At 63.2% G+C, this 15686-nt stretch carries 19 protein-coding genes; 1 reads left to right on the top strand and 18 read right to left on the bottom strand.

Annotation, left to right across the window (positions count from 1 at the left end):
• Window positions 1-30 precede the first annotated feature (30 nt).
• From AC1Q61_RS18390 to AC1Q61_RS18365, 6 genes are read right to left on the bottom strand one after another with little or no spacing between them, the layout of a single operon-like run.
• On the bottom strand, window positions 31-1176 hold the full coding sequence (locus tag AC1Q61_RS18390; protein WP_042925646.1) for a sulfotransferase family protein: 1146 nt from the start codon (window positions 1174-1176) through the stop codon (window positions 31-33).
• A 22-nt stretch (window positions 1177-1198) separates the two neighbouring features.
• Window positions 1199-1990: an SDR family oxidoreductase gene (locus AC1Q61_RS18385; RefSeq protein WP_042925648.1), complete on the bottom strand. Its 792-nt coding sequence runs from the start codon at window positions 1988-1990 to the stop codon at window positions 1199-1201.
• Window positions 1984-2343 carry a nuclear transport factor 2 family protein gene (locus AC1Q61_RS18380; protein WP_042925649.1) on the bottom strand — a complete coding sequence of 120 codons (360 nt, stop codon included), beginning with the start codon at window positions 2341-2343 and terminating at the stop codon, window positions 1984-1986. The genes AC1Q61_RS18385 and AC1Q61_RS18380 overlap by 7 nt, the downstream gene beginning before the upstream one ends.
• Window positions 2344-2367: 24 nt before the next feature.
• Entirely contained in the window at window positions 2368-4269 is a 1902-nt protein-coding gene (gene cysN, locus AC1Q61_RS18375; protein ID WP_007735300.1) for a sulfate adenylyltransferase subunit CysN, read from the bottom strand.
• Window positions 4269-5174: a sulfate adenylyltransferase subunit CysD gene (cysD, locus tag AC1Q61_RS18370; RefSeq protein WP_019744365.1), complete on the bottom strand. Its 906-nt coding sequence runs from the start codon at window positions 5172-5174 to the stop codon at window positions 4269-4271. Before cysD ends, cysN begins: the two co-directional genes overlap by 1 nt.
• Complete coding sequence (locus tag AC1Q61_RS18365; protein ID WP_042453014.1) at window positions 5171-5917, bottom strand: 3'(2'),5'-bisphosphate nucleotidase CysQ; 747 nt, start codon at window positions 5915-5917, stop codon at window positions 5171-5173. Before AC1Q61_RS18365 ends, cysD begins: the two co-directional genes overlap by 4 nt.
• A gap of 254 nt (window positions 5918-6171) precedes the next feature.
• Here AC1Q61_RS18365 and AC1Q61_RS18360 point away from each other — a divergent pair, with 254 nt between their 5' ends.
• On the top strand, window positions 6172-6783 hold the full coding sequence (locus AC1Q61_RS18360) for a TetR/AcrR family transcriptional regulator (protein ID WP_003942004.1): 612 nt from the start codon (window positions 6172-6174) through the stop codon (window positions 6781-6783).
• 12 nt (window positions 6784-6795) lie between these two features.
• Here AC1Q61_RS18360 and AC1Q61_RS18355 read toward each other — a convergent pair whose 3' ends face one another.
• The 12 genes from AC1Q61_RS18355 to AC1Q61_RS18300 all read right to left on the bottom strand — a co-directional run bounded on the left by AC1Q61_RS18355 (window position 6796) and on the right by AC1Q61_RS18300 (window position 15550).
• Window positions 6796-7077 carry a metal-sensitive transcriptional regulator gene (locus tag AC1Q61_RS18355; RefSeq protein ID WP_003942012.1) on the bottom strand — a complete coding sequence of 94 codons (282 nt, stop codon included), beginning with the start codon at window positions 7075-7077 and terminating at the stop codon, window positions 6796-6798.
• A 31-nt stretch (window positions 7078-7108) separates the two neighbouring features.
• Window positions 7109-7381, bottom strand: a complete 273-nt coding sequence (locus tag AC1Q61_RS18350) for a hypothetical protein (RefSeq protein WP_051649637.1) — start codon at window positions 7379-7381, stop codon at window positions 7109-7111.
• The gene (gene mce1N / locus AC1Q61_RS18345) at window positions 7374-7889 is read right to left on the bottom strand and encodes a transport-regulating membrane protein Mce1N (protein WP_058038150.1); all 516 of its coding nucleotides are present in this window, start codon (window positions 7887-7889) and stop codon (window positions 7374-7376) included. Before mce1N ends, AC1Q61_RS18350 begins: the two co-directional genes overlap by 8 nt.
• Entirely contained in the window at window positions 7882-8319 is a 438-nt protein-coding gene (locus tag AC1Q61_RS18340; protein WP_003942066.1) for a hypothetical protein, read from the bottom strand. The genes mce1N and AC1Q61_RS18340 overlap by 8 nt, the downstream gene beginning before the upstream one ends.
• Before the next feature lie 15 nt (window positions 8320-8334).
• Window positions 8335-8490: a hypothetical protein gene (locus AC1Q61_RS18335; RefSeq protein ID WP_003941930.1), complete on the bottom strand. Its 156-nt coding sequence runs from the start codon at window positions 8488-8490 to the stop codon at window positions 8335-8337.
• 57 nt (window positions 8491-8547) lie between these two features.
• Window positions 8548-9210, bottom strand: coding sequence for a hypothetical protein (locus AC1Q61_RS18330; RefSeq protein WP_003942024.1), 663 nt, complete (start codon window positions 9208-9210; stop codon window positions 8548-8550).
• Window positions 9211-9259: 49 nt separating this feature from the next.
• Window positions 9260-10234 (bottom strand): porphobilinogen synthase, encoded by a 975-nt coding sequence (gene hemB / locus AC1Q61_RS18325; RefSeq protein WP_007735309.1) that lies wholly within the window; start codon window positions 10232-10234, stop codon window positions 9260-9262.
• A 75-nt stretch (window positions 10235-10309) separates the two neighbouring features.
• Window positions 10310-11872, bottom strand: coding sequence for a bifunctional uroporphyrinogen-III C-methyltransferase/uroporphyrinogen-III synthase (locus tag AC1Q61_RS18320; protein ID WP_003941969.1), 1563 nt, complete (start codon window positions 11870-11872; stop codon window positions 10310-10312).
• A gap of 60 nt (window positions 11873-11932) precedes the next feature.
• Entirely contained in the window at window positions 11933-12907 is a 975-nt protein-coding gene (hemC, locus tag AC1Q61_RS18315) for a hydroxymethylbilane synthase (protein WP_019744374.1), read from the bottom strand.
• Window positions 12904-14265, bottom strand: a complete 1362-nt coding sequence (locus tag AC1Q61_RS18310; protein WP_042923241.1) for a glutamyl-tRNA reductase — start codon at window positions 14263-14265, stop codon at window positions 12904-12906. Before AC1Q61_RS18310 ends, hemC begins: the two co-directional genes overlap by 4 nt.
• Complete coding sequence (locus AC1Q61_RS18305) at window positions 14262-15149, bottom strand: redox-sensing transcriptional repressor Rex (RefSeq protein WP_042923244.1); 888 nt, start codon at window positions 15147-15149, stop codon at window positions 14262-14264. Before AC1Q61_RS18305 ends, AC1Q61_RS18310 begins: the two co-directional genes overlap by 4 nt.
• Window positions 15150-15289: 140 nt before the next feature.
• A complete protein-coding gene (locus tag AC1Q61_RS18300) occupies window positions 15290-15550 on the bottom strand; it encodes a glutaredoxin family protein (RefSeq protein ID WP_003941953.1) in 261 nt (86 codons plus the stop codon).
• Window positions 15551-15686: the final 136 nt, after the last annotated feature.

The raw sequence follows: 15686 nt of genomic DNA, 5'->3' as shown, positions 1-15686 counted from the left end.
TACCAAAAAGGCGCACAGGGCCGGTGGCCTTCAGGGTGTGGTGGCGAACTTCGCTTCGACGTCGGCAGCGCTCACGCCGAAATCCTCGAGCGAATAGCGATGCGACGGACGACGGTGCTCGGCAAGGCTGGCCTGATGCGACGCCTCCACCGCGGCGCGGGCGTCGTCTGTGAAGGGCAGGGCGAACTGTGCATAGATCTTCTCGACGGTGCCGACCGCATCGGCGATGAAGTCCTTGTAGTCGACGTCGATGAACTGATCGGGGTTGTAACGGCTACGGGCATTGTTGACGTTCGCATTCCCTCGCGCCCACAACTCCAGTTGCGTGCGCCCGATGGCCGGACGATCGAAGGCCCTCGACATGTCGTGTCCGCCCTGCTCTACGAGGCTGAAGGTGGACGCCATCGATGTCAACGGGTCCCGGAAGGTCCGAACGAACAGTGCATCCGGATAGACCGACATGATCTCGTCGATCGCGAAGACATGGCTCGGGCTTTTGAGCACCCACCGTCTGTCCTGGTCGTGCAGCCCGATCAACTGCAGGTTCTTCTTGTGCCGCGCATATGTTTCGGTCCAGTCCTGCTCCGCCAGCCACCGGGTGTAACTCGGCACGTACGCCACCGTCTCGAACGCGGTCGAGAGCATCGTCTGCTGCAGCAGCCGCCAGCATTCCTCGACCTCCTCCGCCCCCATGAAATGAACCTTCATCAGGTCTGCCTCGTTACGCTGGCGAGCACGGTAGAAGGCGTCGGAGCGAACGTAATCTTCGTTCTCCGACCACTTGTCGCGCTCGGGGCGCGGCTGCGGCGTCTCGGCGAGCCACATCTCGGCGCCCTGATGCGCTGGGTCGGCACCGAGCAAGCGGTGCAGCGCGGTGCTGCCGGTGCGGGTCAACCCGACCACGAAGATCGGGCGTTCGATCGGAACATCTACGTGCTCTGGATATTTCGCGAATCCGGCCTCACTGGTCAGGCGACCCGCGAGCGCTCCGACGATCATCTTGCGAGCGATCACCTTGCCGTGAGGAGTGAGGTCGGCCTCGTTCTGGAACGACTCGAGGAGAACTCGAAGTCCTTCGAGATAGCTTTCGCTGCCGAAGTTTTCGTACCCGGCCGCCTCGCGCGCAGCCTGGTGCAGGTCATCGATGGAACCGATGCCGTCGTAATCCTGTGTCATGGCTAGTCCTTGTATGAGTTGATCAGTGGTGCGTGTGACCGCAGTTGACGTCGAGACATTGCCCTGTGATGGCCCTGGCTGAATCGGACAGGAGGAAGACGACAGCGTTTGCGATGTCATCTGGCTCCGGCAATCGGCGCAGATCGGCGCCCGCTGCGATCTCGTCGTAGATCACCTTGGGGTCGACTCCTGCCGCCGCCGCCTTCTTCTCGAACATGTTCTTGACCGAGTCCGCCCAGATATAGCCGGGAGCAACCGAATTGACTCGAACGCCCTTGGGACCGAGATCGATCGACAAACTGCGTGCCATTGCCAGGAGCCCGGATTTCATGATGCGGTAGGCCCCGAACCCGGGAAGCTGGTTGCGCAACACCATGGACGTGACCATCACGACGGACCCGTGCGACTCGATCAATGCCGGAGCAAATTCTCTGGTGACGTTCAACGCCGCGAGCAAGTTGATGTCGATGCCCGACTGGATGGACGCCACGTCGGCGTCCAGGAGCGGGACCTGCGCGGGTTGAACAAATGCGTTGTTCACCAAGCAATGCACCGCACCGAACTCAGCGACAGTTGTCTCCGCCAACGAAGCGATCGAATCGACGTCGGTGAGGTTCGTCGGGACGGCCAACGCGATTCCGCCGCGGTCTCGAATCTCCCTTGCCACCGATTCCAAGCGCTCGGGTGTGCGGGCAGCCAGAACAACCTTCGCTCCGGCCGCCGCACTCTGCAGCGCAATCGAACGACCCAGCGCCGGGCCCACTCCCGAGACGACGACAACCTTGCCTGCCAGCAGGCCCTGATGGGTCAGCACAGCGCCTGCGGATCGAGAACAACACTCAGGGAGATGATCTTGCCGTTCTCGTCGAACTCGAACACATCGGTGGCAGCGAAGTCAGGGATACCGGCGCGCTGCACCCGAAGCTGCATGGCTGCGTACTTTCCCGTCACCGAAATCGGACCGAGCAGGCTGACTGTGAAATCGACCTGCGCGTTCGCGGTATCGAATTCGCGAATCTCGTCGATTCCGCGGTAGGTCTGGACCCCCAGCGGTTCGTGTTGAACTGCGTCGAGCGCAAACAGCGCAACCAGTCCGTCGACGTCGTGACGTCCGAGACACTTGACGTAATCTTCTACGGCAGAAACTATTTCAGCCCTGTCAGGCATGGATGCTCCTCGTGTTCAGGCGGATCAAGAAATGGTTCCGCGGGCGCGGAGATGGTCGACGATCGCGATCGCAGCGTCCTCGGTCGTCGTGACACTGGTGTCGATGTGAATGTCAGGGTTCTGCGGCGGTTCGTACGGCGAATCGATGCCGGTGAAGTTCACCAACTCGCCCCGTCGAGCCTTCTTGTACAGCCCCTTGGGATCTCGCTCCTCTGCGACGGCAAGCGCGGTGTCGACGAAGATTTCGACGAACTGTTCGTCGCCGATCAATTCGCGGGCGGCATGACGCTCGGCCTCGAACGGTGAAATGAAGGACGCGAGCACGATCAGACCGGCGTCCGCCATCAGTCGGGTGACCTCGGTGACGCGACGGATGTTCTCGACGCGGTCGGCTTCGGTGAATCCGAGGTCTCGATTCAGCCCGTGACGGACGTTGTCTCCGTCGAGGAGGTAGGTGTGCGCGCCGAGTGCGTGCAGTTGACGCTCGACATCGTTCGCGATGGTCGACTTTCCCGAACCGGAGAGACCGGTGAACCACAGAACTGCGGGTTGGTGTCCCTTGAGCCTGGTGTGCGCGGCCTCGTCGACGTCGACGGATTGCCAGTGAATGTTGTCCGATCGACGCAGCGAGTGCGTGATCATGCCCGCACCGACAGTGCCGTTGGTGAGGCGGTCGATGAGGATGAAGCTACCGGTGTCACGGTTGCCGACGTACGGGTCGAACGGGACCGGTCGATCGAAACTGAGGTTGCACACACCGATTTCGTTGAGCGCGAGAGTAGTCGTTGCGGTCTTCTCGAGAGTGTTGACGTTGATCTTGTGTTTCGGTTTGGTGATGCGCGCAGTGACTGTGACGGTACCGATCTGGCACAGGAACGGCCGTTCGGGCAGCATGGGAGCCTCACCCATCCAGACGATGCAGGCCTCGAACTGATCGGCTACGGCCGGCGGATTGTCGCCGATGGACAGCACATCACCGCGACTGATGTCGATCTCGTCGGCGAGCGTGATGGTGACCGAGCGGCCCGCACCGGCAACGTCGAGGTCGCCACCCATGGTCACGATGCGCTCGACTGTGGACGTCTTTCCACTGGGGAGCACGCGGATGGGATCTCCGGGAGATACGGTGCCTGAAACGATCTGGCCGGAGAATCCGCGGAAGTCGAGGTCCGGCCGGTTGACCCACTGCACCGGCATCCGGAACGGAGCCGCGGCGGCAGCATCGTCGATGTCCACGCTTTCGAGATGCTCGATCAGGCTTGGTCCGGAATACCACGGGGTATTCGCACTGCGCTCGGTGAGATTGTCACCCATGTATGCCGACATCGGGATGGCGACGAACCCGTCCAGACCGATCTCGTGAGCGAACTCTGCGTAATCCGCGGTAATGGCATCGAAGACCTCTTGCGAGTAGTCGACGAGGTCGAGCTTGTTCACGGCAAGCACCACGTGCTTGATCCCCAGCAACGACACCAGATACGAGTGCCGGCGGGTCTGAGTCAGTATCCCCTTGCGGGAATCGACAAGGATCACAGCAAGATCGGCGGTCGACGCGCCCGTCACCATGTTTCGGGTGTACTGCTCGTGCCCCGGAGTATCGGCGACGACGAACTTGCGTCGCTCGGTCGTGAAGTAGCGATAGGCGACGTCGATCGTGATGCCCTGCTCACGTTCGGCGGCGAGACCGTCGACCAGGAGCGCGAAATCGAGCCCCTCCCCCTGGGTTCCGCTCTTGCGCGAATCGGCTTCGAGCGCCGTCAACTGGTCGTCGAAGACGAGTTTCGATTCGTAGAGCAGACGGCCGATCAAGGTGCTCTTGCCGTCGTCGACGCTGCCGCACGTGATGAATCGCAGCATGCTCTTGTTCGCATGACGTTCGAGGTACGCCTCGATGTCGTCAGCGATCAGATCCGAGGAAACAGTCATCAGAAGTACCCCTCTTGCTTCTTCTTCTCCATCGACGCACTGGAGTCGTGGTCGATGACCCGTCCCTGGCGTTCGGAAGTGGTGGTGAGCAACATTTCCGAGATGATCTCGGTCAGGCTCGTGGCGGTCGATTCGACGGCTCCGGTCAGCGGGTAGCAGCCGAGGGTGCGGAAACGAACGCTCTTGAGTTCCGGAGTCTCTCCCGGCAGCAAGGGCATCCGGTCGTCGTCGACCATGATCAGCGCACCGTCCCGCTCGACGACGGGCCGCTTGTCGGCAAAATACAGCGGAACGATCGGAATCTCTTCCTGGCGTATGTATTCCCACACATCCAGCTCGGTCCAGTTCGAGAGAGGGAAGACGCGCAGGCTCTCGCCCGGCGCTTTGCGGACGTTGTACATCCGCCACAGTTCCGGTCGCTGCTGCTTGGGATCCCAACGGTGCGCAGCTGATCGGATCGAGAAGATGCGTTCCTTGGCGCGGGATTTTTCTTCGTCACGGCGGGCGCCGCCGAATGCAGCGTCGAACTTGTAGTGATCGAGGGCTTGTTTGAGGCCTTCGGTCTTCCACATGTCGGTATGGACAGCGCTGCCGTGAGTGAACGGGTTGATCCCCTGCTTCACGCAGTCCGGGTTGGTGTGGACGATCAGATCGAGATCGCCTGCAGCGGCGGTACTGTCACGAAGTTTGTACATTTCACGGAACTTCCACGTGGTATCGACGTGCAGAAGCGGAAACGGCAGCTTCGACGGATAGAAGGCCTTGCGCGCCAGATGCAGCATCACGGCGGAGTCCTTGCCCACCGAGTACAACATCACCGGGTTCTCGCTCTGGGCAACAGCTTCACGCATGATGTGAATGCTCTCGGCTTCGAGTCGTTCGAGGTGCGTCAGTGTCGCGGTCATCGGCCCAGTTCCTCCAGTGCTTTCGGGGCGAGTTCGGGTCGGCAGATCAGCAGATCCGGCAACCACGGGTTTTCCTGGTTGTAGCGCAGTTCGCTGCCATCGATACGCGAAACATGCAGTCCCGCAGCATGTGCGACAGCAACGGGCGCCGCCGAATCCCACTCGTACTGTCCGCCCGCATGTGCGTAGATGTCTGCCTCACCCGAGACGACCGCCATTGCTTTGGCTCCGGCGGATCCCATTTCGATCAACTCCGCGCCCATCGAGTCGGCCATGCGCATGACCGGTTCCGGACGACGCGTCCGCGATACGACGACTCGAACCGGCGTCGCGGCATCCCGTTCGGTCCGATCATCGCTGCTCGAATAGGTGACGCCAAGGGCAGGCATTGCGACCGCACCGGTTGTGAGGACACCGTTTTCGGTCAGCGCAACATGAACGGCCCAGTCCGATCGTCCGGCCTCGCCGTACTCACGGGTGCCGTCGAGAGGGTCGACGATCCACACCCGATCCGCAGCCAGCCTCGCGAGGTCGTCAGCCCCTTCCTCCGACAGCACTGCATCCGCAGGAAAGCGTCGGGCAAGTTCGGCGACGATGAATTCATGACTGAGCCGATCGGCCGCGTTCTTGAAAGTCGCGACATCACCGTCGTTTTCGCCGAGGGATTTCCGATGGTCGAGCAGAAGTTCTCCAGCCGCAGCGGCGATGTCGATCGCCGCGCGTTCATCGTTAGTGCGTGTCATAGGTACTCCACAACTGTGTAGACCTCCCGATCGATACGGGAAGAAAGGTCAGGCAGACCGCAGAGTGTCCAGCGCTTTGCACTGGCCTCGATGTGGTCTGCGCCATACCGTAACACCAGAATGAACGATGTTCATTCTATTTCGAACAATGTTCATTCTATGATCTGAGTCACATTGGTTTCTGGGTGGCGTTCGACAACGAACAGTGTTCGATGTGAATTGAGGATGCCGACCACCGCGACTACGGTGATCAAATGAGCAGTACCAGCAGCAAGTCGATCTACGGCGACGCCGAAGTGCGTCGACGCCGAACTCTCGACGCGGCGATCTCGCTTCTGGACGAAGGAGGCTACTCCGCGCTCACGATCCGCGCTGTCGCCAAACGAGCCGGCACCAGCACTGGCCTGATCTACCAGTACTTCGTCGACAAGCAGGACATCTTCGCCGCCCTCCTCAGCGAAAGTCAGCTGGAAATGGCGGACTTCGTGAACTCGCTCCCCCGCGAGCAGGGACTGAGCGCCTTACTCGAGTCCATGATTTCCGAGTTTGCTCGGCACTGGGCACGGGTGGGTCGACTCACCACCACTTGGCGCGACATCGAAGGCATGGCCGGGTCCGACCGAGAAAGCATGCGGGAACTTCACGCATCCGTAGCGGTCTACAACTCGGCATTGATTCGAGCGCTCACCGAATCTGCTGCAGCCGAAGGGAGCCGGTTGATCGACGACCCCGCGTTGATCCATCTCGTGCTCTCCGGACTCAAAGGCCTGTCGGACACCATCGTCATCAACATCGCCAAAGAAGTCACACCCGAGTACTTCGTGAGCTTCTCCGCCCGGGCGCTCGCGCGGTCCATCACGGAGTGACGGACCGACACCTTACGAACGAACGAGGCGAGCGATGGCCGCCTGAGCTTCCTTGATCTTGACGTCCGCTTCCGGACCACCCTGCTTGGCAGCTTCGACGACGCAACCCGCAAGGTGGGCGTCGAGAAGCTTCAGGGACACGGACTGCAACGCGCTCGTCGCGGCGGATACCTGGGTGAGCACGTCGATGCAGTACCGGTCGTCTGCGACCATGCGTGAAATTCCGGCTACCTGACCTTCGATACGACGAAGGCGCTTGAGCAGATCGTCCTGCTCGGGGCTGTAACTACTCATACCGCAACTATACCCCCTACCCGTATGAGGGCTACTGCGATGCGACGAAGCCCACCCGGACGCGGCGCACGACATCGATGGCCATCAGCCCCGCAACCAGAATCGACAACCCGGCGCCCGAGATCCAGAGACCGTCGTAGTGCGTGCTCTCGAACGGTGGAGCGCCCTCCAGTATCGGTCCGAAGTCGGACGTCGTCGTACCCGCTCGCCAGCACACGACCGCCAGAATCGTTGCGGCGACGATACCGAGTACACCGATCCACGTCTTCACGTCGACACGCGGGGATGGCGGTGGCTCAGTCATCGGCAGACCCGTCCGGTTCGACACCAACCACAACGACCTGACTCAACGCCTCGCGAAGTGCCTGATCGTCCTTTGCCCACGCCCGCACCAATCCCCCGGTGGTCAAACGTAAGCCGATACCGTGCCGACGCCTGGGCACTCCGGACAGCTCACCGAGCGCGCGTGCCGTTTCCCACGGTTCCATTTCGTCCTCGTAGGCAGCGTCGTCGGACTCCGGGAACACCTCGGCGATCTCGGTGATCGGCACCTCTTCGGTTCCCTGACGCAACGTGGTCGCCGTCAGAAGTACGCTCGCGTGCCGCCGTGCTGCGATCACCTGCACGTAGACCAATCCGGTGAGGATCACGGCGAACATCGCCAGACCGAACCAATGCACCACCGGGCCGGTGAACAGCTCGATGACCAAGGCGATCAGGCAGAAGATCGGACCGAACGCGACGGCCCACCACCGAGAACCCGGTTCGTAGTACAGAACGTCCGGGCCGATTTCCGGCGCGCGATCAGCCACGGGCAAACCAACTTCGGGTGGTGTCGCGGTAGATCGCGACGCAGGCACAGATCAGCATGACGGGAACAACCAGCGCGAGCACGGTACTTATCCCGGCCACGACCAGCGCGATCTGCAGCACCGCGAACACTCCGGACACGATCACCAGGATCCGTCGGCACAGCGCCCTTCCGGCGCGAGTGGGACCGGCGAGGCCGCCGATCGCGAGGCCGGTCAACAGCAGAACCAGCCCTGACACCCGCACGAAGGTGACGTAGATGTCGATGTTTCCGGCCGAAACGCCTTGATCGGTGAACTGCTCACGCAACGAGTACGAAGCGCTGGTGACATTGATCAGGCCGAAGAGTATGAGCAGGAACGCGCTGGCGATCCACAGCCAGAATGCTGCCTCGACAGCCGTCGGGCGCCTGACCTTCGTAGAGATACTCACGGGTTCAAGTGTGCGCTATCCGCTGACGATGCCCGGAATCATGAGCATCAGGAGTGTCACCAGAACAGAGGCTCCGAGGATCGCGAACAAGATCACTTCGGTGCGTGAACCACGTTGGCGCAGTGGCGCGTCGTGGGTGCTTTCCGTACGCAGGGCTTCCTGAGAACTCATCGCGTCCGACCTCTCCCCTACTACTTCAGTGACCCGTTTCACAGTACCCCGAGCTACCTACCGGTTCCCCGCCGGGGGGAAACGAAGAAAGTACGGATTGGACTCTTTTCGGTGCATCATCACGATCGCCCCGACAGCAGCAACTGCCTGCAGGATTTCCGCTCCGCCGAACAGCAGAGTGGCCGCGCCGCCGTCTCCGCCGAGCCCGAAGATCACCGGGATCGCGGAGACCAGCATGAAGACGCCACAGAACGTCAGCAACATTCGAGCCCAGTTCTTGCCGCGACTCATCGCGCGCACGAACAGAAGGAACACGGCGGTGACGATCACGACCAAAACCGCAGAGAATACGATGACCAGTGGGAACATGCCCTCCACGTCGGAACGCGTCAGACCGGCGTCGACAGCTGCCTGATTTCTGAGCATCTCGTCGACGAACATCGACTTCTGCCCGAGCAGCATCCAGATCATCGCGCCGCCCTGGACCAACCCCAGCGCCGTCACAGCCCACCACAACTGAATCGCAGTCACGACGTCCGTCGGCGGCTCGGGTTTCGGCGCAGGTCCCGGGTATCCGTTGTAACCGGGGCCGTATCCCGGGATCTGACCCGTCGGCATCGGTCCGAGTTCGCGGTACGGCTGATTCTCGAACGGCTGGTTCTCGTAGGGAGGTTCCCGGCGGGGCGGTTCCTGGCGCGACGGCGGCCACTGCTCGGTCATGACACCAGCGTATCGGTCGATACCGGCGCAGCCACCATGCGTGACTCCGTCACAGCCATCCGGCAACTTCCGACGCCCAGTACGTGAGGACCACGTCGGCACCGGCGCGGCGAATGCTGATGAGCGATTCGAGAATCGCCGCGTCCCGATCGATCCACCCGTTCTGCGCGGCCGCAGTGATCATCGAGTACTCCCCCGAGATCTGGTACGCAGCGACCGGAACCGGGGACCGGTCGGCGGTCTCACGCAGAATGTCCAGGTAGGACATTGCAGGCTTGACCATCACCATGTCGGCGCCCTCGGCGACGTCGAGGTCTACCTCGCGCATCGACTCGCGGCGATTGGCGCCGTCCTGCTGATACGTACGACGGTCGCCTTGCAGTGAGGATCCGACGGCTTCACGGAACGGCCCGTAGAACGCTGACGCATATTTCGCGGCATAGGCGAGCTGGCCGACATCGACATACCCCGAAGCATCGAGTGCACCACGGATCGCAGCCACCTGACCGTCCATCATGCCGCTGGGGCCGAGCAGGTGCGCACCCGATTCAGCTTGCGCGAGAGCCATTTCTACGTATCGGATCAAGGTCGCGTCGTTGTCGACAGCGCCGCCGGCAGTCAACACGCCGCAGTGGCCGTGATCGGTGAACTCGTCGAGGCAGGTATCGGCCATGATGACCGTCGAATCGCCGAGTTCGTCTGCCAGAGCGCGCAATCCGACGTTGAGGATGCCGTCGGGATCGGAGGCACCGGACCCCTGGGGATCCTTGTCCTCCGCCTTCGGGACACCGAAGAGCATCAGGCCACCGACGCCGGCTTCCACCGCCTCCACCGCTGCGGACCGCAGCGAATCGAGGGTGTGCTGGAAAACGCCTGGCATGGAACTGATCTCACGCGGTGCGTCGATGCCGTCGGCGACGAACATCGGCAAAACGAGGTGCCGGGGTTCGAGCGAGGTCTCTGCCACGAGTCGCCGGAGCGCAGGAGTGCGCCGGAGCCGGCGAGGGCGATGAGTGGGAAACACGAGAAGTAGCCCTCCTTCGTCGGAACCTGTGAGCGGTTGAGGAGTCCACAGACTCCTCAACCCCTCACGGATGCGCTAGCGCCTTCGAGACTTCTTGCGCGGGGGCGGCAAAGCACCTTCGGCGCGCAGACGAGCAGCATGCTCGGCGAGAGCCTCCACCAGCGGTCCCACCTGCGAGGTCTCGGGCTGCACGTCGACGCGCAGACCGAACTCGATAGCGGTTTCGGCCGTCTTCGGGCCGATGCACGCGACCAACGTGCGGGCGTGCGGCTTGCCGGCGATGCCGACGAGGTTGCGCACGGTCGAGGACGAGGTGAAGCAGACGGCGTCGAATCCACCGGTCTTGATCATCTCGCGGGTCTCGGCCGGCGGCGGCGCTGCCCGGACGGTGCGGTAGGCGGTGACGTCGTCGATCTCCCAACCGCGTTCGCGCAGGCCCTCTGCGAGGGTTTCGGTCGCAATGTCCGCCCGCGGCAACAGAACCCGGTTGACCGGATCGAAAACGTCGTCGTACGGGGCGAATTCGGCCAACAGGCCTTCGCTGGACTGCTCACCGGTCGGGATCAGCTCGGGGTTGATGCCGAACGAGCGCACCTTGGCTGCGGTTGCTTCACCGATGCAGGCGATCTTCACTCCGGAGAAGGCGCGAGCGTCGAGGCCGAACTCTTCGAACTTCTCCCACACTGCGCGAACAGCATTGGTGGAAGTGAAGACGACCCACTGGTAGCGACCGTCGACGAGTCCCTTGACCGAACGCTCCATCTGAGCCGGGCTGCGAGGCGGCTCGACGGCGATGGTCGGAACCTCGATCGGGATCGCTCCGTGAGTGACCAGACGGTCGCTCATCTCGCCGGCCTGATCCTTGGTGCGCGGCACGAGGACGGTCCAGCCGTACAGAGCGCGCGATTCCCACCACGACATCTTGTTGCGCTGCGCGACAACCTTGCCGACGGTGACGATGAGCGAGCCCACCAGTTCGGATCCGGCTTCGTTGAGCGTCGCGAGAGTTGCCTCGACGGTTCGCTGCTGACGAGTGGTACCGCGGACGGTGATCGCAGCAGGCGTCTGCGGGGCCAAGCCGTTCTCGACCAGCGCGCTGGCGGTCTCGGCGAGATGTCCGGACGTCGCGTGCAGGACAAGCGGTCCCGGTGCAGCGGCCAGAGCAGCCCAGTCGACTTCACCGCGAACGTCGGCCTCGGTGTGACCCGAGCCGAGCGCCATGCCGGCGTAGCTCGGCACAGCCGAACCGGAAGGCAGACCCGGGAGAACCTCGAACTGAACCTGCGTGCGGGCGACTGCGGTGACCTCTGCGATCACGGAATCCGTGGTCAGCGGGTCGCCGGAGACCAGACGCACGACGTCGTGACCGTTCTTGGCCTCGTGCACCAATGTCTTTGCAACCTCGGCAGGCTCGCCGAGTGCCGGACGCACGTCCGCGATCAGCTCGCCGGTCTCCTCGTCGCGGCCCATGTCGATCCCGACGAGTGCGACGACGCCCTTGTCGACATCCGGATCGGTGAATGCCATTGCGGCGCCGGTGAGGACGTCACGTGCGCGAACGGTGAGCAGGGCGGGGTCGCCCGGTCCCGATCCCACGAACAGGATCCGTCCGGGAGTGTTCTTTCGGACTCGGGTCATCGGTGATTCTCCAGTGCGCTGTATCGAAATGGGAACTTGGTGCAAGTGCAAAGTGGGGCGTCAAACATCGGCTGCCTCGCCTGTAGTCACGTTCATCAACTCGCGGGCGCCGAGTTCGAGTAACTCGCGCGCTACCGCTCGGCCGAGTTCCTCGGCCTTGTCCGGCGCACCCACTGCGCCGGTACGGATGACGTCCGAACCGTCGATGGCGGCTGCGCAGCCGCGTACCGACAGTTCGTCGAAGATTCTGCCGTCGTCGTCGAGGGATTCGACGATCTCCGCGATCGCTCCCACCGGAGCGGTGCAGCCGGCTTCCAACTCGGCGAGCAGGGCGCGCTCGGCAGTAACTGCCGCCCGGGTACCCGCGTCGTCGTGCTCGGCGAGGATCGCCGCCAATTCCGCATTGGCAGAAAGGCATTCGACGGCCAGGGCACCCTGCGCCGGAGCGGGGAGCATCTGCACGGGCTCGATATTCTCGGTGATGAGATCGAGCAGCCCGATACGGGACAGGCCGGCGCGAGCGAGGATCACGGCGTCGAGTTCACCGGATTCGACTTTGCCGAGACGGCGCTGCAGGTTGCCCCGCAACGGCACGATGTCGAGGCCGAGTCCGAGTGCCTTGAGCTGCGAAACACGGCGGGGCGCCGAGGTTCCCACCTTGGAGCCGGCCGGAAGCTCCCCGAGGACCAGACCGTCGCGGGCGACGAGCGCGTCACGCGGATCTTCGCGTGGCGGAATCGCCGCGATGACGAAACGCGGATCCTGCGCGGTCGGTAAGTCCTTGTAGGAATGCACAGCAACGTCGACGCGGTTGTCCAGCAAAGCTTCTCGAAGCTCTGCCGTGAACACTCCGACGCCGATCTTCTGGACGGGATCGGTGGACTGGTCGCCCTTGGTCTTGATGATGACCAACTCGGCGGGATGTCCCGCTGCAATGAGGGCATCGCGCACGGTACCGGCTTGCGTGGTCGCGAGAAGACTTCCGCGAGTGCCGATCCGCAGCGGGCTCCCCGATCGAGGGGTGGTGACGCTCATGCCTGCAGGTCCCTTCCAGTGCGGTCGCCGTCCACCAGGTCGGTGGGTGTGGCCACGGCCGCGGGAGATCCGGGGCTGAGTTCGAAGAGTTCGCGCAGCGCTGCTGCGTAGGAGTCGCCGCCGGGGGCCGACGCCAGTTGCTTGACGCGCACGGTCGGGGCGTGGAGAAGCTTGTCCACGACGCGTCGCACGGTGCGTGCAACCTCGTCGCGCTGCGGATCGTCCAGGCCGGGCAGACGCGAATCGAGCCGCATCAGTTCGGCTTCGACGACGTCGGCGGCGCGCTGACGCAAAGCCGTCACGGTCGGAGTGACCTCGGCGAGGCGCTGTCCGGCAAGGTAGGTCGCAAGCTCGCCAGCGACGATGGTGCGTGCGGCATCTGCGTCGGAGGCGGCTGCGCCCGCCGCTGGATCACGCTGCAGCGTCTCCATGTCGAGAACGGTCACACCCGGCAGGCCGGCGACGGCGGGATCGATGTCGCGCGGCAGCCCGAGGTCGCAGATGACGAGGTGCTTGGTGTTGTCGCGATCGGTCTCGGCGAGTGCGCGGTGCACATCCGCCAGGGTGACCACTGCCCCGACCGCGCCGGTACAGGTGACCATGACATCTGCCTGCGCCATCGCGGCCGAAAGCTGATCGAAGGCAACACCGTCGGCGTCGACGCCGTTGGAGCGTGCCGTCTCTGCCAGGTGCTCGGCGCGTTCCTGTGTCCGGTTGACGACGACGATGCGTGCGATTCCGGCGCGGGTGAGATGCGCAACCGACAGACCGCCCATCGATCCTGCCCCGACGACCACGGCAGTGCGGCCGACCAGGCCGCCCTCACCGATGATGCCCGCTGCACGATCGAGAGCCACGGACACGACTGATGCTCCGGCGGAGTCGATTCCGGTTTCGGAATGCACTCGCTTGCCGACGCGCAGTGCCTGCTGAGCCAGTTCGTGGACGACGCGTCCGGCGGCCTGCTGCGCATCCGAAGATGCGTAGGCCGAACGGATCTGGCCGAGGATCTGCTGTTCGCCGATCACCATGGAATCGAGGCCGCTGGCCACCGCGAAGAGGTGCTCGACGGCTGCTTCGCTGTAGCGGACGTACGCGTGAGCGTGCAGCGCTGTCAGGTCGAGACCCGAATGGTCGGCCAGGATTTCACCGACCTCGGTGAGTGCACCGTGGAACGCGTCCACCACCGCGTAGACCTCCACCCGGTTACAGGTGGAGACGATCATCGCTTCGGAGATGTGCGAAGACGCCAGAAGCTTGTCGATCAGCTTCGGACGATCGGTGTCGGTGACAGCTACTCGCTCGAGCACCGGGACGGGCGCGGTTCGATGCGAGACCCCGACAAGCAGAACACTCACGGCGCGATCACTGATCCGTTTCTTGTCGAACCTGCTCCGACCGGAGCGGGTGAACTGGTGGATGGGACTGACGAAGCGGATGCGGCGTGAGCCACTCGTACTCGCGGCGCGCTGGATGCCTGATCGGCGTTGCGCGCACTGTTGAAGGAGAGAACCTGCATCTCGACGGCTAGATCTACACGTCGCAGTTCCACGTGATCGGGAACGTCGAGGGCGATCGGCGAAAAACTCATGATGCAGCGCAGCCCGGCGCTGACGAACTGGTCGCACACGCCCTGAGCTGCCTCGTCCGGTGTGGAGATGACGCCGATGGTCGCATTCAGTTCACGGCAGGCGACGGTCAGTTCCTCGGTGCTGCGCACGACGAGATCCCCGACTCTGCTTCCGATTCGATCTGCATCACTGTCGAAGAGTCCGACCATCTCGAAACCGCGGCGGCTGAATCCGCCGTAGCCGACCAGCGCCTTGCCGAGGTTTCCGACTCCGACGAGAACGACCTTGTGCCCACGATCGAGTCCGAGTGCACGCTCGATGCGGATGCGGAGCCTGTTGACGTCGTACCCGACGCCGCGGACACCGTTGGGTCCGAGGAACGACAGATCCTTACGCAATTTCGCTGATCCGACGCCGGACGCCTGGGCAAGTTCCTCGCTCGAGACGATGGAGGTACCCCGGTCGGACATCACTCCGAGGACCCGCAGGTATGCGGCCAAGCGCGTCACCGTAGCCTGGGGGATGACGCGATCCTGAGCGATCGGGTCGGTAACCGAGGCGCTGGCAGCGTCGGTGACGGAAGAGCCCGCAGCGCCGGTGACGCGCTGAGCCACAGGCTCATGCGTCTGGTGCGGTTCGGTCACGTCGCTGGCTCCTCGTCCGGTCGACACGACTGTCGACCTCCACGATGCTCCGGGGGAATGTTCACACCACGGTAACCGCTTGTGAACCCATGCACAAAGTTGCTCGAGACGGGTTCGATGTGCCGTTCACCTGCAAAGCGGCTCCGCGGACAACTTTGAGGGTTGCCTTACTTGCGTAAATCGTCACGAAGGCGCTCCTCGTCGACTTCCCAGTAACCGTGCTCGCGTCCGTCGAGAAGAATGACGGGCAATCTGTCTCCGTACTCCGCTCTCAGCTCTGGATCCGTCGCGGCAGCTTCGTCCACGTCGATGCACGTCAATTCCAGCTCGAACTCGGAACAGACCCGTCGCAGGACCTCCGCCGCGCCGACGCAGGACGCGCATCCTGCGCGTGTCAACAGGGTCACTTCATGCGTAGCTGCAGTCATCGACGCATACCTTTCTTCTACGGGGACGCCATCTACTTGATCGGTCGAGTGTGCCTTCGGAGCCCCACTCGGTGCCAAATCGGCGGAGAGGAACGTCACACACCACAGGGAAGGTCACCATCCAACCCATCGGGCC

The organism is Rhodococcus sp. MPR-R1B, assembly GCF_058793255.1.
This window is presented reverse-complemented; position numbering and strand designations above follow the sequence as displayed.